Source organism: Massilia paldalensis (assembly GCF_044901715.1).
GTDB classification, from domain to species: domain Bacteria; phylum Pseudomonadota; class Gammaproteobacteria; order Burkholderiales; family Burkholderiaceae_D; genus Telluria; species Telluria paldalensis.
The window spans coordinates 593,192-613,364 of record NZ_JBJCIU010000001.1; the positions used below are offsets into that span (position 1 = coordinate 593,192).

General features: G+C 67.2%; 20 protein-coding genes. 14 read left to right on the forward strand and 6 right to left on the reverse strand.

Going from position 1 to position 20,173, the window contains the following annotated elements; translation table 11 throughout:
• Window position 1: 1 nt before the first annotated feature.
• The 7 genes from ACI1V7_RS02640 (at window position 2) to ACI1V7_RS02670 (ending at window position 9,730) form a co-directional block, all read left to right on the forward strand.
• The gene (locus ACI1V7_RS02640) at window positions 2–1,081 is read left to right on the forward strand and encodes an HlyD family secretion protein (RefSeq protein WP_404530219.1); all 1,080 of its coding nucleotides are present in this window, start codon (window positions 2–4) and stop codon (window positions 1,079–1,081) included.
• Window positions 1,078–2,478 carry an efflux transporter outer membrane subunit gene (locus tag ACI1V7_RS02645; protein ID WP_404530220.1) on the forward strand — a complete coding sequence of 467 codons (1,401 nt, stop codon included), beginning with the start codon at window positions 1,078–1,080 and terminating at the stop codon, window positions 2,476–2,478. Before ACI1V7_RS02640 ends, ACI1V7_RS02645 begins: the two co-directional genes overlap by 4 nt.
• 263 nt (window positions 2,479–2,741) lie before the next feature.
• Window positions 2,742–3,797 (forward strand): ROK family protein, encoded by a 1,056-nt coding sequence (locus tag ACI1V7_RS02650; RefSeq protein ID WP_404530221.1) that lies wholly within the window; start codon window positions 2,742–2,744, stop codon window positions 3,795–3,797.
• Between the two features lie 371 nt (window positions 3,798–4,168).
• Window positions 4,169–7,042 carry a TonB-dependent receptor gene (locus tag ACI1V7_RS02655; protein WP_404530222.1) on the forward strand — a complete coding sequence of 958 codons (2,874 nt, stop codon included), beginning with the start codon at window positions 4,169–4,171 and terminating at the stop codon, window positions 7,040–7,042.
• Between the two features lie 143 nt (window positions 7,043–7,185).
• Window positions 7,186–7,803: an NADPH-dependent FMN reductase gene (locus ACI1V7_RS02660; protein WP_404530223.1), complete on the forward strand. Its 618-nt coding sequence runs from the start codon at window positions 7,186–7,188 to the stop codon at window positions 7,801–7,803.
• A 37-nt stretch (window positions 7,804–7,840) separates the two neighbouring features.
• Window positions 7,841–8,479 (forward strand): tRNA-uridine aminocarboxypropyltransferase, encoded by a 639-nt coding sequence (locus ACI1V7_RS02665; RefSeq protein ID WP_404530224.1) that lies wholly within the window; start codon window positions 7,841–7,843, stop codon window positions 8,477–8,479.
• 108 nt (window positions 8,480–8,587) lie between these two features.
• Window positions 8,588–9,730, forward strand: a complete 1,143-nt coding sequence (locus ACI1V7_RS02670) for a PA0069 family radical SAM protein (protein ID WP_404531529.1) — start codon at window positions 8,588–8,590, stop codon at window positions 9,728–9,730.
• A gap of 37 nt (window positions 9,731–9,767) precedes the next feature.
• On the opposite strand, the gene ACI1V7_RS02675 is transcribed toward ACI1V7_RS02670, so the two are convergent.
• The gene (locus ACI1V7_RS02675; RefSeq protein WP_404530225.1) at window positions 9,768–10,319 is read right to left on the reverse strand and encodes a GNAT family N-acetyltransferase; all 552 of its coding nucleotides are present in this window, start codon (window positions 10,317–10,319) and stop codon (window positions 9,768–9,770) included.
• A gap of 158 nt (window positions 10,320–10,477) precedes the next feature.
• On the opposite strand from ACI1V7_RS02675, the gene ACI1V7_RS02680 reads away from it, so the two are divergent.
• From ACI1V7_RS02680 to ACI1V7_RS02690, 3 genes are all read left to right on the forward strand, one after another.
• Window positions 10,478–11,056, forward strand: coding sequence for an AAA family ATPase (locus ACI1V7_RS02680; RefSeq protein ID WP_404530226.1), 579 nt, complete (start codon window positions 10,478–10,480; stop codon window positions 11,054–11,056).
• A 101-nt stretch (window positions 11,057–11,157) separates the two neighbouring features.
• Window positions 11,158–11,793: a class I SAM-dependent rRNA methyltransferase gene (locus tag ACI1V7_RS02685; protein ID WP_404530227.1), complete on the forward strand. Its 636-nt coding sequence runs from the start codon at window positions 11,158–11,160 to the stop codon at window positions 11,791–11,793.
• Between the two features lie 290 nt (window positions 11,794–12,083).
• On the forward strand, window positions 12,084–12,767 hold the full coding sequence (locus ACI1V7_RS02690) for a PadR family transcriptional regulator (protein WP_404530228.1): 684 nt from the start codon (window positions 12,084–12,086) through the stop codon (window positions 12,765–12,767).
• Window position 12,768: 1 nt separating this feature from the next.
• Here ACI1V7_RS02690 and ACI1V7_RS02695 read toward each other — a convergent pair whose 3' ends face one another.
• Window positions 12,769–13,896 carry an acyltransferase family protein gene (locus ACI1V7_RS02695; protein WP_404530229.1) on the reverse strand — a complete coding sequence of 376 codons (1,128 nt, stop codon included), beginning with the start codon at window positions 13,894–13,896 and terminating at the stop codon, window positions 12,769–12,771.
• 92 nt (window positions 13,897–13,988) lie between these two features.
• Here ACI1V7_RS02695 and ACI1V7_RS02700 point away from each other — a divergent pair, with 92 nt between their 5' ends.
• The gene (locus tag ACI1V7_RS02700; RefSeq protein WP_404530230.1) at window positions 13,989–14,537 is read left to right on the forward strand and encodes an RNA 2'-phosphotransferase; all 549 of its coding nucleotides are present in this window, start codon (window positions 13,989–13,991) and stop codon (window positions 14,535–14,537) included.
• Window positions 14,538–14,551: 14 nt separating this feature from the next.
• Here the strand turns inward: ACI1V7_RS02700 and ACI1V7_RS02705 are convergent, their stop codons facing one another.
• From ACI1V7_RS02705 to ACI1V7_RS02715, 3 genes are all read right to left on the reverse strand, one after another.
• Entirely contained in the window at window positions 14,552–15,088 is a 537-nt protein-coding gene (locus ACI1V7_RS02705; RefSeq protein ID WP_404530231.1) for an ankyrin repeat domain-containing protein, read from the reverse strand.
• 70 nt (window positions 15,089–15,158) lie between these two features.
• Entirely contained in the window at window positions 15,159–15,731 is a 573-nt protein-coding gene (locus tag ACI1V7_RS02710; RefSeq protein ID WP_404530232.1) for a gamma-glutamylcyclotransferase, read from the reverse strand.
• 32 nt (window positions 15,732–15,763) lie between these two features.
• The gene (locus tag ACI1V7_RS02715) at window positions 15,764–16,684 is read right to left on the reverse strand and encodes a LysR family transcriptional regulator (protein ID WP_404530233.1); all 921 of its coding nucleotides are present in this window, start codon (window positions 16,682–16,684) and stop codon (window positions 15,764–15,766) included.
• Between the two features lie 98 nt (window positions 16,685–16,782).
• Between ACI1V7_RS02715 and ACI1V7_RS02720 the strand changes: the two genes are divergently transcribed.
• Both ACI1V7_RS02720 and maiA read left to right on the forward strand, forming a co-directional pair.
• Window positions 16,783–17,808, forward strand: a complete 1,026-nt coding sequence (locus ACI1V7_RS02720; RefSeq protein WP_404530234.1) for a fumarylacetoacetate hydrolase family protein — start codon at window positions 16,783–16,785, stop codon at window positions 17,806–17,808.
• The gene (maiA, locus tag ACI1V7_RS02725) at window positions 17,805–18,449 is read left to right on the forward strand and encodes a maleylacetoacetate isomerase (RefSeq protein ID WP_404530235.1); all 645 of its coding nucleotides are present in this window, start codon (window positions 17,805–17,807) and stop codon (window positions 18,447–18,449) included. The genes ACI1V7_RS02720 and maiA overlap by 4 nt, the downstream gene beginning before the upstream one ends.
• A 103-nt stretch (window positions 18,450–18,552) precedes the next feature.
• Here maiA and ACI1V7_RS02730 read toward each other — a convergent pair whose 3' ends face one another.
• A complete protein-coding gene (locus tag ACI1V7_RS02730; RefSeq protein WP_404530236.1) occupies window positions 18,553–19,011 on the reverse strand; it encodes a CBS domain-containing protein in 459 nt (152 codons plus the stop codon).
• Window positions 19,012–19,178: 167 nt separating this feature from the next.
• Between ACI1V7_RS02730 and ACI1V7_RS02735 the strand changes: the two genes are divergently transcribed.
• Window positions 19,179–19,949, forward strand: coding sequence for a uracil-DNA glycosylase family protein (locus ACI1V7_RS02735; RefSeq protein WP_404530237.1), 771 nt, complete (start codon window positions 19,179–19,181; stop codon window positions 19,947–19,949).
• Window positions 19,950–20,173 lie beyond the last annotated feature (224 nt).

A 20,173-nucleotide genomic window follows, 5' to 3' on the forward strand; every position in this document is an offset into this window, starting at 1 on the left:
CATGGCCGACACCACGACTTCCCAGCAACGCTCCAACCGCAACGTCATCGTCAGCGGCATCCTGTTCGCGCTGATCGCCCTGATCGGCGTCCTGATCGTCCTGTATGCCTGGAACCTGCCGCCGTTCCACAGCGCCGTCCAGAGCACGGAAAACGCGACGGTACGGGGCCAGGTGACCATCATCAGTCCACAGCTGTCCGGCTATATCGTCGAGGTCGACGTGCAGGATTACCAGGCCGTGCGCCAGGGCCAGCTCCTGATGCGCATCGACGACCGCATCTACCAGCAGCGCCTGGAGCAGGCACGCGCCCAGCTCGCGGCCCAGCGCGCGGCGCTGGCCAATTTCACGCAGACCCAGAAGACGGCGCGCGCCACCATCGCCCAGAACCAGGCGGCCGTCGCCAACGCCACGGCCCAGGCCCAGCGCGCCGCGGCCGATTTGCGCCGCGTGGAAGAGCTGGCGGCCGACGGCTCGCTGTCCGCGCGCGAACGCGACGCCGCCCGCGCCAACGGGGCCCAGACCGTGGCCGCGACCGAGCAGGCACGCGCCGCGCTCGAGATCGCGCGCCAGAACCTGCGCAGCGTCGACGTCAACCGCGCCTCGCTGGAGGCGGCCGTGGCGAACGCCGAGGCGGCGGTGAAACTGGCGGAGATCGACATGTCCAACACGCGCATCGTCGCCCCGCGCGACGGCCAGCTGGGCCAGGTGACGGTGCGCCTTGGCGCCTTCGTGAATGCCGGCACCCAGCTGACGGCGCTGGTGCCGCGCACGATGTGGGTCGTCGCCAACATGAAGGAAACGCAGATGGCCGACGTGCGCCTGGGCCAGAGCGTCACCTTCACCGTCGACGCGCTGAACCATGCCCGCCTGCGCGGCCACGTGGAGGAAATCGCGCCCGCCACCGGTTCCGAGTTCTCCGTCATCACCCCGGACAATGCGACCGGCAACTTCGTCAAGATCGCCCAGCGCATCCCGGTGCGCATCAGCATCGACCCGAACCAGGAGCTGGCGCGGCGGCTGCGGCCCGGTATGTCGGTGGTGACCAGTATCGACACTTCGGGGAAAGGGACGGCCCGATGAGGCGCGGTGTCGCGATCGGCGCGGCGTGTGCCTTGTTGCTGGCCGGCTGCCGCATCGCCGTGCCGGATGCGCCGCCATCGACCCTGGCCGTACCGCAGGCCTGGCGCGCGCAGGCGCCGCTGGTCGGTCCCGCCGGCCCCGTCGAGGGGCAGTGGTGGCGCGCCTTTCGCGATCCGGCGCTCGATGCGCTGGTGGCGCGCGCGCTGGCCAGCAATGCCGACGTGCGCACGGCCCAGTCGCGCCTGCAGGAATACCAGGCGCGCATCCGCGTGGCGGCCTCCGCCCAGCAGCCCAGCGTGACGGTGGGGATCACGCCGCAGCGCGCCCGCGCGATCGGGCCGCTCGGCACGCCCATCGAAACGACCTCGGTCCAGGGCAATGTGCAGGCCGCCTACGAGCTCGATCCGTTCGGGCGCCTGCAGAACACCACGCGCGCCGCCGAATTCGACTATGCCGCCCAGCAGGCGGCGGCGGACGCCACGGCGTTGTCGGTGGCGGCCAGTACGGCGTCCGGCTACCTGAACCTGCGTGGCCTGGATGCCCAGCTCGCGCTGGCGCGCCAGACCCTCGCATCGCGCCAGCGCTCGCTGGACCTGGCGCGGCGCCAGTTCGAGGTCGGCTACAGCTCGCGGCTGGAACTTGCGCAGGCCGAAGCCGAGTACCGCACCACGGCCGGCGTGGTGCCCCAGCTGGAGCGTTCGATCACCCAGCAGGAAAACGCGCTGGCGCTGCTGCTGGGCGCGAGCCCGGGTCCGATCGCGCGCGGTGCCGACCTCGGCGCGCTGAATGCGCCGGCGATCCAGCCGGGCCTGCCGTCCGAACTGCTGCGCCGGCGCCCCGACATCGCCCAGGCCGAGAACGCGATCGCCGCCGCCGATGCCAGCCTGGCCAGCGCGCGCGACCAGATGCTGCCGTCGCTGCGCCTGACGGCGTCGGCCGGCGGCTACGCGCACAACCTGCCCGACCTGCTGGGCTCGGGCACGGGATTGTGGAGCGTCGGCGCGAGCATCCTGGCACCGGTCTTCGACGCCGGCCGCCTGCGCGCCCAGGCCGAGATATCCGCGTCCCTGCGCGACCGCGCCGTGTTCGCCTACGAAGCCGTGGTACGCAATGCCTTCGCCGAAACGGAAAACGCGCTCACCGCCATCGAGCGGCTGCGCCAGCAGCTGGACGAGGCGGAAGGACGCCGCGTCGCCACCGCCGAGGCGCTGCGCATCGCCCACAACCGTTACCGCAACGGCTATTCCTCCTACCTGGAAGAGCTGGACGCGCAGCGCAATTCCTTCAGTGCCGAGACGAATGTGCTGCAGTTGCGCGCGAGCTGGCTGCAGGCCCACGTCGACCTGTATCGCGCGCTGGGCGGCGGATGGGCGCCCGGGCCGCGTGTCCAACCATAAGAAAATATATTGGGCAATATATAAAAAGAATAGGGTGGAATAACCATCCGGGGAATTGCGGCGTAATTACATCTTTTGGCGGACCCGGTTGATCGAACATTACAGAAATTTAATGCATACTTTAATGAAAACCGGATTTTTATAGGTAGAATTTCGCTATCTTTATCCGGTAATCGAGTATGTCCACGTCGTTGTCTTCCCCCCGCCAATTCAATTACACCATGCCGGTAGGCCTTGGAGCGACGGGGCGCCAGATCTTGCGCATGTTGTCCGTCGAGCCCGGCATCAGCCAGGCCACCATGACGCGGCGCTCGGGTTATTCCCAATCGACGGTAACGCGCTTGACCCAGTTATTCCAGGTCGAGGGCATGCTGGTGGAAACGGGGCGTCATCATGACGGTCCGGGAAAACCCAGCGTCAATCTCGCATTGAATCCCGATTATGCATTTTCCTTCGGCATAGCCATGCTCGGGGATACGCTGTCGCTGCTGCTGATGGACTTCAGCGGCCGCCAGCGCGCCGTCCGCTATGCGCCCATGCCGGCATCGCGCGCCGCGGTCGTCGACCTGCTGGTGCGTTTCCGCGACGACATCCTGCGCGAAGTACCGCAGGCGCAGCGCATCGTCGGCGCCGGCGTCGGCATTCCCGGCTTCTTCGTCGACGGCGGCTTCCTGAACACGCCGAAGGCGCTCGGCGAGTGGGCGCTGGTCGACATCCGCCAGCTCCTCGAGGATGCGCTGCAGATGCCCGTGGAGGTCGAGAACGATGCCACGGCGGCAGCGGTGGGCGAGAGCCTGTTCGGCATGGGTCGGCGCTACCGCAACTTTGCCTATCTTTATCTCGGCAACAGCTTCGGCGGCGGCATCATCGCCGACGGGCGCCCATTCCGCGGCCATCATGGCAACGCCGGCGAGTTCGGCGCGATCTCGACACTGCTGGGCGGCGACTACCCGAGCCTGGAGTCCTTGCGCCTGTCCCTCGCCGCCCGCGGCCTGGCATTTGACGACGCGCAAGCCATGTGCTCCAGCATCGACATTGGCACTCCGGGCGTCGAGGAGTGGGTGGAGCAGGCCGCCCAACCGTTCTCGATGCTCGCCGCCGTGCTGGCCAGCCTGTTCGATCCCGAATTCATCGTGCTGGGCGGGCGCTTGCCCGTGTCGATTGCCGAAGCGCTCGTCGACCGGATGCGCATTCCGACGCCGGCGTCGCGCTGGGGGCGCTACCCGCCGCAGCCCAAGCTGGCGCTGGCGCAGGTGCGCACGCATCCGGTGGCGGTCGGTGCCGCTGCGCTGCCGATGCAGCGCCTGTTTTTCGCCTGAACCGGCGGGCCGTATTTTCTCGACTTCGCGATGTAACCAAATGTCGCCGGAATGTATTTCATTTGTACGAAAACGTCCCTGATTATTTTTAATTGACGACAAATGAAATGTCGATGATTTTTGCAGAATTTATATCGTCTTTTAATCGGAATTAGATTCTCCATTAATGATAATGGCATGTGTTGTTTCTGCGCATTTCGCTAATTCTGTTTTATTGACACTTTTCCTTTTGTTATGGTTTTATGAATGAATCAGTATCGTCTGATACTGATCAAAGCTGATCGAGCTTATTTACTTTCCAAGCAAGTCGGGTAAATACGCTAGAAGAAATCGTAAAACCATTGAGAGTAATCCACGAAGGAGAAGTTTTCATGACGTTCAAGTTGAAGTCGTTGCCGTGTGCAATCTCGTGCATCGTCGCGAGCGGCGCCCTGGTGGCCGCCGCAGCACCTGCAATGGCACAGACCACCGAAAGCGGCGGCGCCTCGGCCGCCCCGCAACGCGTGGTCGTGACCGGCTCGCTGATCAGCCGCGCCGACACCGAGACCCCGACCCCGGTCCAGGTGCTGACGGCACAGGACATCCAGAAGAGCGGCAAGACCTCGGTCGCCGAGCTGCTGAACGACCTGGCCGCCAACGGCGCAGGCACCCTGGGCACCGGCTTCTCCGGCGCATTCGCCAACGGCGCCGCCGGCGTCTCGCTGCGCGGCCTGACCGTGGGCTCGACCCTGGTCCTGATCGACGGCCACCGCATGTCGCCGTACGCGATCGGCGACGACTCGCAGCGCTCCTTCGTGGACGTCTCGAACATCCCGTTCGACGCCATCGACAGCATCGAGATCCTGAAGTCCGGCGCTTCGTCGCTGTACGGTTCGGACGCGGTCGCCGGCGTGGTGAACATCAAGCTGAAGAAGAACTTCCAGGGCACCCGCTTCGCAGCCGAGTCGGGCGACACCCAGCACGGCGGCGGCCAGACCCACCGCGCTTCGCTGAGCAGCGGCATCGGCGACATCGATACCGACGGCTACAACGCCTTCTTCACGGCCGAGTGGCGTCACCAGGGTGCGATCAAGATTTCCGATCGCCTCGGCCGCGACTGGACCAATCTCGACTGGCGTACGCGCGGCGGCAACGACCTGACCTACGGCGTGCCGACCTCGCGCCTGGGTTACCTGACCGCGGCCAGCTCGCCGTTCCTGTACAACCCGTCGGGTGCGGGCGGCGTCAACAACGCGGCCAACTTCCAGTTCCTGGATCCGAGCTGCAACTACGGCAAGTACATGGCAGGCGGCTGCGCAGTGACGGACAACGTTGGTTATATCCAGCCGGAAACCGAAAACCTGAACATCCTGATCGGCATGACCAAGAAGCTGAACGCGGACTGGGAACTGGCGTTCAAGGGTTCGATGTTCAAGCGCGACAACACCAACAACCGTGGCATCGGCCCGACCTACAGCCAGATCAGCTTCAACGGCTATAACGTCATCAACGGCAACACGCTGATCCCGGCACTGGGCGCGCGCACGACCACGTTCGGCAAAGGCGCGCAGATCGGCGCCGGCCTCGTCAACCCGTTCGGCGACGGTACCCGCCTGTACGGCTACATCCCGGGCGTGCCGGAATCGTCGGCGCAGGACAACAGCGCCACCACCACCCGCTTCGCGCTCGACCTGACCGGCCACGCCTACGGCTGGGACCTGCAGTTCGCCGGCGGCCTGACCAAGTCGAAGGCCGACATCGACTACAGCGGTTACGTCAACCGCGTGGCCCTGTACGACCTGATCGGCGCAGGCAAGTGGAACGTGCTGGGCGGGAATTCGCCGGACCTGCTGAACCAGGTCGCGCCGCACTTCTCGAACACCCTGGAATCGAAGCTGAACTACCTCGATGCCGTCGGTTCGCGCGAACTGATGCAACTGGGCGCCGGCCCCCTGGCCCTGGCTGCCGGCGTGCACTGGCACAAGCGTACCTGGGATGCGCCGCCGTCCGAACTGACCCGCATCGGCGCCGTCGGCAACACCTCGGCCTTCGTGATCGGCGACGAAACCAATACCGCCGGCTTCGCCGAACTGCAGGCGACCCCGATCAAGAACCTGGAACTGCACGTGTCGGGCCGCTACGACCATTACGACACCTACGGTCACTCGTTCACGCCGGCGGCCAGCTTCAAGTGGACGCAGTCCGAGAAGTTTGCCCTGCGCGGCACCTTCGCGCGCGGCTTCCGCGCACCGAACCCGGCCGAGACCGGCAACTCGGGCTCCTTCTTCTCGTTCAACGGCATCGACGACCCGATCCTGTGCCCGACCGGCAACCAGAACGCGGCCGGCACGCCGAAGACCGGTGCCTGCGGCATCCAGCCGACCTACGTGCAGCGTCCGAGCTCGGATCTGTCGCCTGAGAAGTCGAAGTCCTACACCCTGGGCGTCGTCCTCGAGCCGTTCAAGGGCCTGAACGCGACCGTCGACTACTACAAGATCGACGTCAAGAACCAGATCGTGACCGCGGCCGGCAACGACCCGAGCTACGTCCCGACCTTCGTGCGCGGTGCGCCGGTGCCGGTCGACATCTCGGACGGCAAGGGCGGCACCTACCTGGGTACCCCGGCGGTCGGCCCGATCCTGTTCGCCGAATCGGGCTACGTGAACGCCGGCTCGACCAAGACCGACGGCATCGAAGCGGACATCGGCTACCGCTGGCGCCTGCCGAGCGACCTGGGCACGCTGCGCGCGAACCTGAGCGCCGCGCACACCTTCAGCTACGAGCAGGAAATCGCCGGCAAGACCTACCAGCTGGCCGGCACCCACGGCCCGTCGGTGGTCTCGGGCGCGACCGGTTCGCCGAAGAACCGTGCGCAATTCACCCTCGGCTATGCCAAGGGTCCGCTGGACGTGAACGCCACGGTGAACTACACCAGCGACTTCTCGGCACTGGATCCGGCCGCCGGCTATACCGACTGCGCGACGATCGCACGCGACATCACCAGCCGCAACTACTTCCAGAACCTGGTTCAGCCGGATGCGTTCTGCCACGTTGCCTCGTTCACCACGACCAACCTGAACGTGCAGTACAAGCTCAGCGAGAACCTGACGCTGCGCGGCGCCATCCTGAACGTGTTCGACAAGCAGCCGCCGCTGGATCCGAACACCTACGGCAACTCGACCGTGCAGACCGCGTACAACGCGTCCCTGCACCAGGCCGGCGCCGTGGGCCGCTTCTTCAGCCTGGGCCTGGCCTACACCTTCTGATTGCCTGGCCTGAAGTAGTTCGCATGACGTAGCATCGGCGGCACGACCTCGCGGTCGTGCCGCCTTTTTCTTTCTATCGGGCGCGCCCGATCCCGCTCCATCCCTAGAATCGATATCAAATCGACATTTACAGGGAGGAGCACATGCTGAATATCGGAGTGATCGTCGGCAGCACCCGCCCGGGCCGCAAGGCGCCGGCCGTGGCGAACTGGGTGATGGACGTGGCCGGCATGCGCGGCGACGCGATCTACGAACTGGTCGACATCGCCGACTTCGACCTGCCGCTGCTGGACGAGCCCGTGCCGCCGTCGCAGGGCCAGTATACGAAGCCCCATACGCAGGCCTGGGCCGCGCGCATCGCCAGCTTCGACGGCTTCGTGTTCGTGACGCCCGAATACAACCACGGCACTTCCGGCGCGCTGAAGAACGCCATCGATTTCCTGTACAAGGAGTGGAACAACAAGGCCGCCGGCTTCGTCGGCTACGGCAGCGTGGGCGGCGCCCGTGCCATCGAAAGCCTGCGCCTGGTCATGGGCGAGCTGATGGTGGCCGACGTGCGCGCCCAGGTGATGCTGTCGCTGTTCACCGACTTCGCCGACGGCAAGGTCAATCCGCCCGAGCGCCAGGTCGAGGCCCTCGACGCCATGCTCGACCAGGTGGTGGCGTGGAGCAGGGCGCTCCAGCCCCTGCGCGGCCCGACGCCGCCCGACGATGCGGCCGACGGCGCGCCGCCGCACGGACGCCGGGTGAGCAGCATGTGATGCGCTCCCGTCATGGGCGGCGCTACAATCGCCGCCCATGACGATCCCTTCGATTTCCCACCGGCGCGCGACCTGCGTCGCCTGCCTGCGCGCGCAAAGCGACTGCATCTGCCGCTGGGCGGCGCCCGTCGACGCCGCCGTCGAGCTGCTGGTGCTGCAGCATCCGCTCGAAGTGCGCAATGCCAAGAACAGCGCCCGCCTGCTGCACCTGTGCCTGCCGGGCAGCCGCCTGGCCGTCGGCGAAGCCTTCGACGCGGACGAACTCGCCCGCCTGCTTGAAGAAAGCGGCAAAACCCCCATCCTGCTGTATCCGGACACGCCCGGCGACGCGGCCCGCGGCATCGCGCCGCCGCCGGCGCTGGACGAGGCCTTGCTGGCGCAGCCGAGCCTCCTGCGTCTCGTGGTGCTGGACGGCACCTGGCGCAAGAGCCGCAAGATGCTGTACCTGAATCCGGCGCTGCAACGCCTGCCGCGCCTGGCGCTGCGCGACGTGCCGCCGTCCGGCTACCGGATCCGCAAGGCCCACGCGCCGCACCAGCTGTCGACGCTGGAAGCCGCGGCGCACGCGCTTGGACAGATCGACAACGATCCCGCCCGTTACCGGCCTCTGCTGGCCGCGTTTGACGGTTTTGTGCAACAACAAGCCGCAAAAACACCGCACTTGAACCCTTCCTGACATCGGCGTACTATACTGTATAAACATACAGTACTTTTCAAGGAGCGCCGTGTGAACCGGGCAAAAGCCAGCATGATCGCAAATCGTGGCCGCGTGGAAACGCAGGTGATGTTGCCGTTCCCGCCCAAAGCTGCCTCAGTGGTGCCGTTGAAAGGTCGCGGCGCCGTCACCAATATCCAGGGCCGTTACGAAGTCAACGGCCGCGAACGTTTCGACGACGGCTGGAGCGTGCCGGGCGTGGCGGAAGACACGCCGGCGCCGCTCAAGACCGAAGTCACGGACGAGATCGCAAAAAGCATCCTCAGCCGCAATACCTCGCCAGACATTCCGTTTAGCGTCTCGCTGAACCCGTATCGTGGCTGCGAGCACGGCTGCATCTATTGCTTCGCGCGGCCGACGCACGCCTACCTGGGCCTGTCGCCCGGCCTGGATTTCGAAAGCCGGCTGTTCGCCAAGGTGAATGCCGCCGACCTGCTGCGCCAGGAGCTGGCGCGTCCCGGCTATGTGCCCGAGAACATCGCCATCGGCGTGAACACGGACGCCTACCAGCCGTGCGAGCGCGAGCGCCGCCTCACGCGCGAGGTGCTGGAAGTGCTGGGCGAGTGCAACCACCCCTACGGCCTGATCACGAAGTCGGCCTTGATCGAGCGCGACATCGACCTGATCGCGCCCATGGCGGAGAAGGGCCTGGCCTGCGCCGCCATCACGCTGACGACGCTGGACGGCGAAATCTCGCGCACGCTGGAACCGCGCGCCGCGGCGCCGGCCCGGCGCCTGCGCGCGATCCGGACGCTGACGGAAGCGGGGATTCCCGTCAGCGTCAGCGTGGCACCGATCATCCCCTTCGTCACGGAACCGGAAATCGAGCGCATCCTCGAGGCTGCCAAGGACGCCGGCGCCGTCGGCGCCCACTACACGGTGCTGCGCATGCCCTGGGAAGTCAATCCGCTGTTCCAGCAATGGCTGCACGCCCACTTCCCGGACCGTGCGCAGCGCGTGATGAACCGCATCCGCGACATGCGCGGCGGCAAGGACTACGACAGCGACTTCGGCAAGCGCATGCAGGGCGAGGGCATCTGGGCCGACCTGATCCGCCAGCGCTTCACCAAGGCCGTGAAACGCCTGGGGCTGGAAGGCCGCATGAGCCGCTTCAACGTCAGCGACGGCACGCAGTTCCGCCGCCCGCTGGTGGTGCCGAAGTCGGTCGTCAAGCCGAGCAGCGCCAAGGCGGCGCAGATGGACTTGTTCTGATCGGAGCGACTTGCCGGTGCGCGTTGCCGGCTGCTCGCTAGGACAGCCGCGGCCTGTCGCCGGGAACGAGCGACAGCACATGTGCGGATACGGCTGCGCCATGCAGCTGCAGCCGCTTGCGTGCCAGGCATTCGTAGACGGCGCCGGCCTTGCGGGCAAGGGTGAGGCTGGGCAGGTTGCCGTCCGCGACGACGATCTCGACCCGGTGCTGGTGGAGCTGCTCGAATGCGTAGTCGGCCAGTGCACCGACGGCGGCCAGGCCGGCGCCCTGCCGCTGGGCGGATTCGCGCACCCAGTAACCCAGATTGCAGAAGCCGTTCAGGCGGTTGAACTGGTTCAAGCCGGCGACGCCGACGAAGGCCTGGCCGTCCGAACGGAAGATGCCGAACTCGTGGGCGCTGCCGTCGGCGCGGCCGGTCTCGCACAGGGCGACCCAGTCGAGCGCGTCCGCCTCGCTGTAGCCGCGATGGGCCCAGCTCATCCATTTGCCGACGGTGGCTTGCGACTCGCGTACCGCCGCCGCCATCGCAGGCGCGTCGGCCGTCGTGAGGGGACGAAGCAGGAAAGCGGTGGCGCGAAGCTGGGTCATGCTGGACCTTTCGGGGCGAGATATTTCTTGTTGCCATCATAACCATGGGCGGTAGCAGGGGCAACACGCCATCGTTGCGTCTCCGCTGTCCCGTCAGTGGCGTTGTAAGCACGATCGCTCTCGGCTACGATGACGCCTTTTAATATCGGATTCTCCACATGGCGACGCAGCAGCGCAACACGGCCGGCATCTCACCGGCGGCGGAGGCGGACGGCGTCCGCATGGTCGTGTTCGTCGGCGCCGAATCGACGGGCAAGTCGACGCTGGCCGAGTACTTGGCGCGCCACTACGGCACCGTGGCGGTGCCGGAAATCGGCCGCTTCATCTGGGAAGAAAAGCAGGGCAGGCTGGGGCCGGAGGACTACGTCGAGATCGCCGTGCGGCACCGCCAGGCCGAGGACGCGGCGCGCCAGCAGGCACGGCGCTGGCTGTTCGTCGACACGAACGCCCTGACCACGCTGCTGCTGGGCATCCAGTTCCGGCAAGTCGGCGACCCGCCGCCCGCGGAACTGCTGCGCTGCGCGGACGAGTGCAGGACGCGCTACGCCCACACCTTCGTCTGCGCCGACGACATCCCGTACGAGGAACAGGACGTGCGCGAGGACGAAGCCTGGCGCGGACGGATCCAGCAACTGGTGCTGCAGGACCTGGAAGCGCGCGCCATTCCCCATACCGTGCTGCATGGCAGCGTCGAGGAACGGGCGCGCCAGGTGCGGGCCGTGCTCGACGCCGCTTGAGTCGATGGCCGATGTGGGCGAACGACATGGGCCAACGACCGGTTCGGCGCCGACGCGCGCGCCGTGCTGTATGATGCGGCTCCCGCAAACGAAGCCCGCATATGCTCATCCTTACCATCAAGCAGGGCAAAGAAAAGAGTCTGCTGTCCGGGGATCCCTGGATCTATCTCTCCGCCATCGACAAGGTCGATGGCCGTCCGCAAGAACGTGCCAAGCCCGGGTTTACCGCGCTCGTGCAATCGTCGTCGCGCCAGTTCCTGGCCCGCGCGGCCTATAACGCCAAGTCGCAGGTCGCCGCCCGCATCTGGACGCTGCGCAAGGACGAGCCCGTCGATCACGCCATGATGAAGCGCCGCGTCCAGGCGGCCGTCGCGCGGCGCGCCATGGCCGTGCGCGGCGCCGATCCGCAAGCCCTGGTCCTCGTGGTCGATGGCGACAAGGACGGCCTGCCCGGCTTGCTGGTGCACAGCTATGGCGGCACGGGCGGCTACCTCGTGTGCCAGTTCAATGCGGCCGGTGTCGATTTGTGGAAAGTGACCATCGTCCAGGCCCTGATCGCTGCGACGGGGTGCGCGAATGTGTTCGAACGCAGCGACGAACTGATGCGCAAAGGCGAGGGGCTCCCCGTCATCTGGCGTCCGCTCGCCGGCGACGAGCCGCCGCAGCGGCTCATGGTGCGCAATGGCCAGCGCCTCGTGCCGACCGACATCCGCACCGGTTTCGTGTACCCACGCTGACCGACCGTCCCGCTCCTCGGACGTATTTCCTTGCAAGGCGTGACGGCGCAGCACCTGCGTGCCCCGTCCTCGACGCCAGATGTACCTGCGGCGGCATGCCGCAGTTCACCCGCGCAGGTCACCCATGCAGTTCATTCGCGCAGTTCACTCGCGCAGTTCACTCGTCATCCCAGTCCCCGCCGGTCTTCACGCAGCATCGATGCGCTGTCGCGCCATCGCGACGGTACGCAATAGAGGTTGACTTCATCAACCTCTATCTATATCTTAAGATACATCTTACGATATAAAGGATGCAGATCATGCCTCACCACAAGCACCACCACGACCATCACCACGGCCACCACCACCATGACGACGAGCACGGCCATCACCACGCCGGACCGCGCCATCGCGGCGGCGGTCCCCACGGCACGCACGGACGCGGCGGCCGCGGGCCCGGCGGCTTCGGTTTCGACGACGAGGGCGGGATGCCGCGCGGCCGCAAGCTGTCGTCGGACGACCTGCAATTGCTGCTGCTGGCCCTGATCGGCGAGCAGCCCAGCCATGGCTACGAGCTCATCAAGGCGCTGGAGACGCGCTCGAACGGCTTCTACGTGCCCAGCCCGGGCATGATGTATCCGGCCCTGGCCTTCCTGGAAGACCGGGGACACGTCGAAGTCGTGCTCGAGGGGACGCGCAAGCGCTATTCGCTGTCCGGCGACGGCCGCGCCTACCTGGACGAGCACCGCGAGCGCGTCGACGCGATGCTGGCCAGGCTGCAGCACATGGCCGAGAAGATGGCGCGCATGCGCAGCGCCATGGCGGACGAGGAGGGCGAGGGCCCGGCGATGACGAAGGAGTTCGCCGACGCGCGCCATGCCTTGCGGCACGCGCTGCGCGGCCGTGCCGGCGCCTCCGCCGAGGAGCAGCAGCGCATCGCCGCCATCCTGGCGCGTGCCACGGCCGAGATCGAAGCGGGCGGCAAGGACGCCTGAGTCAGCCGGCCTGCGCGGCCGTCCCGCGGCGCAGCAGGCGGTCGCGCAGGAGCAGGCCCGGCCGCTCGACGGCCAGGTAGAGCAATGCCGCCACCGCCAGCGCGGCCAGGTTGGCGATGGCGAAGGCGGCCCATGGCGCGCTGCCGACCAGGTGGACGAGCGGCGCATCGAGCCAGGCATAGACCTGGCGATGCGTCAGGTACAGGCTGAACGCCAGCACGGCGAGCGGCCGCGCGCCGGGCAGCGCCACGCGCGCGAACGGCAGGCGTGGACTGACGGCCGCCACCAGCAGGCAGCCAAAGCCGAGGCCCAGCAGCGGATACAGCAGCAGGGTGCCGACACGGCCGACGGGATCGATCCGCACTGCCAGCGCGATCGTCGCCAGGCCCAGCCCCAGCAGCAGCGGCGCGCGGCGTAGCAGAGAGGCCCACCAGGCGGGCCGGAATGCCCGCACCATGGCGAGCAGCACGCCGGCCAGCAGGCCGTCGAGATGCGTCCACGTCGGCGCATAAATCGTTTCCGCATGGCGCAGGAAGGCGCCGGCCGCATCGCCCGCCGCCAGCAGCGGTGCGACCTCGTGCCGCCACAGTCCATCGCGCAGCAGCATGCCGCCCGCCGCCAGCAGGACGAAGGCGGCGATCGTGCGCGCCTGGCCGGGCCGTCGCGCCAGCAGGCCGACGGCGAGCGGGAACAGCAGGTAAAAATGTTCCTCGACGCACAGCGACCACGCGTGCGAATAGGCGCGATAGCGCGCGTAGTCGGGGAACAGGTTCACGGTGAAGGTCAGGAATTGCCAGGGCGGGGCCATCGTCTCCGCCTCGCGCCACGCCGGCACCGCCAGGTAGACGGCCAGCACCGCCCAGTAGGCCGGCAGCACGCGCAGCGCGCGCCGCAGCCAGAACGTTCCCCATCCGGCAGGCGCGCCGGCGGCGATGCGGCCCAGCACCTGCCAGCCGATCAGGTAGCCGCTCAGCACGAAGAACAGGTCCACGCCCATCCAGCCGTGGTGGCCGATGCGGGGCAGGTCGAAGCCGTGGCTGGCGATGTGGTACAGCATGACCGTGACGATGGCGGCGGCGCGCAGCAGGTCGAGGCCCGGCTCGCGGGGCGGTGTCGAGGATGAGGTCATGGCGCGCTAGTCTACCCGAGCGTGTTGGCAGGGCATGCCGTTTATCCGTATGCTGGCCGCGATCCCGCCACCACATCACACCACACCCGCCCATGCCGCGCGACCCGATCGTCGATACCAGCAAGCTGCTCAGCTATGTGCTGCGTCACCGCCCGGACAGTATCGGCATCGTCCTCGATGCGCAGGGCTGGGTCGACGTCGGCGCGCTGCTGGCGGCCCTGCAGAAGCACGGCAAGCCCGTCGATCGCGACCTGATCGAGCGCGTCGTCGCCGGCAACGACAAGGCGCGCTTCGCCTTCAGCGCCGACGGAGCGCGCATCCGCGCGAGCCAGGGCCATTCGGTCGCCGTCGACCTGGGCCTTGCGCCTGCCGTGCCGCCCGCCGTGCTGTACCACGGCACGGCGAGCCGGTTCATGAAGGCGATCCTGGCCGGCGGCCTGAAGCCCGGCGCGCGCCGGCACGTGCACCTGTCGGCGGACGTGAACACGGCGAAGCGGGTCGGAGCGCGGCACGGGTTTCCTGTCGTGCTGTGCGTGGATGCGCAGCGGATGCTGGCGGATGGCATGCCGTTCTATTTGTCGGACAACGGCGTGTGGCTGAGCGGGGCGGTGCCGCCCCGTTACCTGAAGGTGCTGGGCTAGTCGTGAACTGGAGGTCAGCGTTCGTTGGTGGCGGCGGCCAGCAGGGCCGTCGTGTCGGTCGCACCCATCGTGCGCGCCGCGTCCAGGATCGAGTGGCCGTCCGCATCCAGGCGGAAGGCGTCGGCGCCGCGCGCCAGGAACAGCTTGACGATGTCGACGCGGTTGAACATGGCGGCGAACATCAGCGCCGTCTTGCCGTTCGGGCCGGCGTTGTCGACCTTGGCGCCGTGGTCCAGCAGCAGCGTGGCGATGGCGATGTCGCCCTTGAAGGCGGCGCCGTGCAGCGGGGTCTGGCCGGCGTCGTTCATGATCTCGGGATCGGCGCCGCGCTCCAGCAGCACGCGCGCGGCGTCCTGGTGGCCGTGGTAGCAGGCCAGCATCAAGAGGCTGTCGCCGCGTTCGTTGCGCAGGTTGGGCGGCAGGCCCTGGTCGAGCAGCGCGGCCAGCTCCGCGGCGTCGCCGGCCCTTGCGGCCTGGAAGACCTTGCGCACGAAGGCGAGGGTGGCTTCGTCGAGTTCGTCGGGATTCGGTGTCGGCTGCTGGGGTTGCATCAGGGTCTCCTGGGTTGATCGTCAAGCAAGACGATTAGACCATAAATCGCGGGGACGCATCGTGCACCCGTCAAGCCTCGGCCTGGAACGCGAGCAGGTGTTTTTCGATCTCGGCCACGTGCGCATCGAACTTACCCAGTTCGCGCAGCGCCTTGGCCAGCTCCAGCAGGTATTCGCTGTTCGGGCCGCTCGGGCCGCGCGCGCGGGCGATCTGAAGGGCGATGTCGCGCTCGCTGGCCGGGCCGAGATAGGCCGCGTTCTCGTGGGTGGCGATGTAGACCAGGCCTTCGATGCTGCTGCCGTCCTCGAAGCGGATGTCGGTGGCCAGGCGCAGGTAGCCGTTCTTCTCGCGGTAGTCGAGGTGGGCGAATTCTTCCGGCGTGACGAGGTAGGCCATGCCGTGGCAGACCGCGCCCGGCTCCGGCGCCAGCGTGACGACACGGCCCGGCGCGCTTGCCGTGCCGCGGTGGTCGTGCGACCCCTGCCAGAAGCGTCGCGTCCATCCCGTGATGCTGGCCGGGCGCCGCTCGATGAAGGGAAAGTCGGCCTTGAAGATCAGCGAGCCGTAGCCGAACAGCCAGACGCTGGCGTGGCCGTCGAACTTGTCCATGCGCTGGTTGATCGCGACGGTATTGAGGGACATGGGGGAGACGAATGAATGGACGATGGGGAATTCTAGCGCGGCAGTGGCGCCGTTGCAGCGGCCCGGTCCGCCACGAAGTCGAACAGGAAGGCGATGAACGCTTCCGCCGCCGGCGTCAGCGAGCGTTGCTCGCGCGTGTAGACGAAGAAGCGCCGCGTCAGCACGGGCCCGGCCAGCGGTACCGCCGTCAGGCCGTGCAGGCGCACGAGCGGCGCCGCGTAGGGCATGCCGACCGTGATGCCGAGGCCGGCGGCCACCAGCGCCAGCGCCGTCGTCATATAGGTCACTTCGTGGGCGGGCTTGAGCGCCAGGCCGGGAGGCGCCGCGTCCATGTCCGCCAGCAGGCGTTCCGTGAACTGGCCGCGCAGCGAGATCAGCGGCCAGGCGGCGAGGTCGGCCCAGGCGGCCCGCGTTCTTCCGGCCAGCGGATGGGAAGGCGGCACGACGGCCTCGAACGGCATCTCCATCAGCAGGCGCGCCTGCAACTGCGGGGCGGCGTCGCGTTCCGGCCCGATGCCGAAGTCCGTTTCCCCGGACAGCACGCGCGCCGTCACGCCCTCGACGGGGGAGTCGGACAGGCTGATGCGGATGTCGGGGTGGCGTTCGCGCCACGCCGCGATGACTTGCGGCAGCAGCGTGCAGGCCATCAGCTGGGGCACGGCGACCCGTACGATGCCTTTGCGCAGTTGCGCCTGGTCCGCAATGTTCGCAAGCGCACCGTCCAGATCATCGATCATCTGGCTGAATAGGGGGTACAGCTCATTCCCGGTGCCGGTGAGGGCGATGCGGCGCGTGCTGCGGTCGACGACGCGCACGCCCAGCGTCTGCTCCAGCTCCTTGATCAGGCCGGACAGCGCGGACTGCGTGACGTGCAGGTAGTCGGCGGCGAGGGTGAAATTGCCGGTCCTAGCCAGGGCGACGAAGGCGCGCATCTGGCGCAGCGTGGGATTCATCAGATAGTCCGATAAATTGAGCAGAAAATATTGTTTGTATGATAGTCCGTTTTGCTTTGTAATGCCGTGCATCATCGTTTTTACGCCAAGGATTGCGCATGAAACTTGCCTCCCTCAAAGCCGGCGGCCGCGACGGCACCCTCGTCGTCGTCAGCCGTGACCTGGCCACCTGCCACGCCGTGCCCTACATCGCGCGCACCTTGCAGGCGGCGCTGGACGACTGGGACAAGGTCGAGTCCAGCCTGGAAAAAGTCTATGGCCAGCTGAACGACGGCATCGCCGCCGCGCCGCAGCCCTTCCGCGAGGAAGACTGCGCCTCGCCGCTGCCGCGCGCCTACCAGTGGGCCGACGGCTCGGCCTACATCAACCACGTGGAGCTGGTGCGCAAGGCGCGCGGCGCCCAAGTGCCGCCGTCCTTCTATACCGATCCGCTGATGTACCAGGGCGGGTCCGACTCCTTCGTCGGTCCGCGCGACCCGATTGCGGCGTTGTCGGAAGACTGGGGCATCGACCTGGAAGCCGAGGTGGCCGTCGTCACGGGCGACGTGCCGATGGGCGCGACGCCGGACCAGGCGCGCGCGGCGATCCGCCTCGTCATGCTCGTCAACGACGTCTCACTGCGCAACCTGATCCCGAGGGAACTGGAAAAAGGCTTCGGCTTCTACCAGTCCAAGCCGGCCAGCGCCTTTTCCCCGGTGGCGGTGACGCCGGACGAGCTGGGCGACGCCTGGCGCGACGGCAAGCTGCACCTGCCGCTGCAGGTGGCGCTCAACGGCCAGCCGTTCGGCCGCCCAGACGCGGGCGAGGACATGACCTTCGGCTTCGGCGAGCTGGTGGCCCACGCGGCGAAGACGCGCGAGCTGGCCGCCGGCAGCATCATCGGCTCCGGCACCGTGTCCAACAAGCAGGGCGGCCTGCACGGCTCGAGCATCGCCAATGGCGGCGTCGGCTACTGCTGCCTGGCCGAGCTGCGCATGTACGAGACGATCGAGCAGGGCGCGCCCGCCACGCCGTTCCTGCGCTTCGGCGATACTGTCCGCATCGAGATGCTGGATGCGGGCGGCGCCAGCATCTTCGGGGCCATCGACCAGCAGGTCGCCCGTTACCAGGGGAGGGAAGGATGAAGCTGTATACCTATTTCCGCAGCTCGGCCGCGTACCGGGTGCGCATCGCGCTGAACCTGAAGGGACTCGCCTACGACGCCATCCCCGTGCACCTGCTGCGCGGCGGCGGCGAGCACCTGAAGGACGAGTACACGCGCATCAACCCCAGCGGCCTGGTGCCCGCCTTCCAGGACGACTACATCACGCTCACGCAGTCGATGGCGATCCTGGAATACCTCGAGGACGAGCATCCGGACGTGCCCCTGCTGCCCAAGGATGCGATGGGCCGGGCGCGCGTGCGCGAGATCGCCCAGATCATCGCCTGCGACATCCACCCGGTGAACAACCTGCGCGTGCTGCGCTACCTGGTGGACGACCTGGGCCTGTCGGAGGACGTCAAGAAGCAGTGGTACCGCCACTGGCTGGTGGGCGGCCTGGAGATCCTGGAAAAGCACCTGGCGCGCGACCCGAGCGCGGGTCCGCTGTGCCACGGCTACCTGCCGACCATCGCCGACTGCTGCCTGGTGCCGCAGGTCTTCAATGCCCAGCGCCATGGCATCGACGTGTCCGTGTATCCGAACATCGCGCGCATCAATGCGGCGTGCGTGGACATTCCGGCGTTCGTGGCGGCGCATCCTTCCAATCAGCCGGACGCCGAGTAAGCTCGACCGGACGTCGCCCCTGCGCAGGCAGGGGCCCAATTTGTCGCGCAGTCGCTACGCACACAACATTGGGTCCCTGCCTGCGCAGGGCGACGTGCGTGCGTCAGTGGCGCGTCTCCGTCCCCACCGTCGAGCGGTCCGGCTCCGACGGCGTCGAGATCTCTTCCAGCGTGTGATCGATCCCGGCCGAGTGCTTGGCCGCCATGTCGCCCAGCGACACGATGCCGATCACCACGTGGGAATCGATGTCGACCACGGGCAGGCGGCGGATCTGGACGTCGCCCATCTCGTCCAGCACTTCGTCCACGGTCTGGTTGGGCGTGCAGGTGCGCACGTCGGTGCTCATCACGTCGCCCACCTTCGCCTGGTCGGGCGCCTGGCCCGCGGCCGTCGAGCGCACGGTGATGTCGCGGTCGGTGATCATGCCGACCAGCTGTTCGCCGTCGAGCACGGGGATCGCGCCCACATTGAGTTCGTCCATCAGCTGCGCGGCGCGCTGCACGGTTTCCTGCGGGGCGATGCTGCGCACGTCGGGGGTCATGATGTCTCGGATGGTCTGCATGTCGGTCTCCTGGTTGGCAAGGTTGAACGCAGTGGATGATGCGCCAATGCGTCCGCGAGGGCCGCCACCTTGAACTGCGGAACGGCGCGCGAAAAAAGGCGGGCAGGAGGTCTTGCGAAGGCCGGCGTCGGCTACAATCTGCCCTTTTTTCGACTGGCGCCTTTGCAATGTCCGACACCACGATTCCTGCAGCGATCCTCGATGCCCTGACATTGGCCGATCCGTCCTGGCGCGCGCATCTGCAGGCCGGCCTGGAAGCGATGATGCGCGCCACGCCCGACTACCTGCCCGCACTGGCGCAGGACGACTACCTGCCCACCGGCGGCCGCCTGTTCGCCGCCTTTGCCCTGCCGCTGGACCAGGTGCGCTACGTGCTGGTGGGCGAGGGCCCGTACCCGCGGCCGGAGAGCGCGACCGGCGTGTGCTTCATGGACGGCGCCGTCGGCCCGCTGTGGTCGGACACGGGCCTGTCGAAACCCGTCAACCGCGCGACCTCGCTGCGCAACTTCATGAAGATGCTGCTGGTGGCGGACGGCCGCCTGTCCATCGACGACACGGGCGGCGCCGCGCTGGCGCCGATCGCGAAGGCAGCGGGCACCGATGGATCGATCGCGCGCCTTGCCGAGCTGCAGGACAACCTGCTGGCCGAGGGTTTCCTGCTGCTGAACGCCTCGCTGGTCTTCCGCAAGCACGTCGCCCCGGTCGCCGATGCGCGCGCCTGGGTCCCGTTCCAGCAAGCCGTGTTCGCGGCGCTGGCCGGCTGCGCCGTCAAGCCGACGCTCGTCCTGTGGGGCAAGATCGCCGAGCAATTGAAGAAAGTGCCGGAAACGGCCGGCTTCCCGCAGATCCACGCCGAGCACCCATACAACCTGAGCTTCATCGGCCATGAAGGCATGCAGCACCTGTTCGGCCCGATGCACCTGCTGCGCCGCCGCTGACCCAAATTCGGGGTCAGAGCACATTTTTGGGCTATTTCATCGGACCAAGAAAATGCCGAAAGACTGGCTCGGCACGGCACTTGGTGAAGGAGATTTCGCCAGAATGACTGTGGCGACATTGCCAAAAAAAGTGCTCTGACCCCGAATTGTCGACTTGGCAGCGAGGTGCCGGCCGTTTTGGAGGGGGCCAAGCAAATGATTTCGATTTGCGCTATACTTGACTA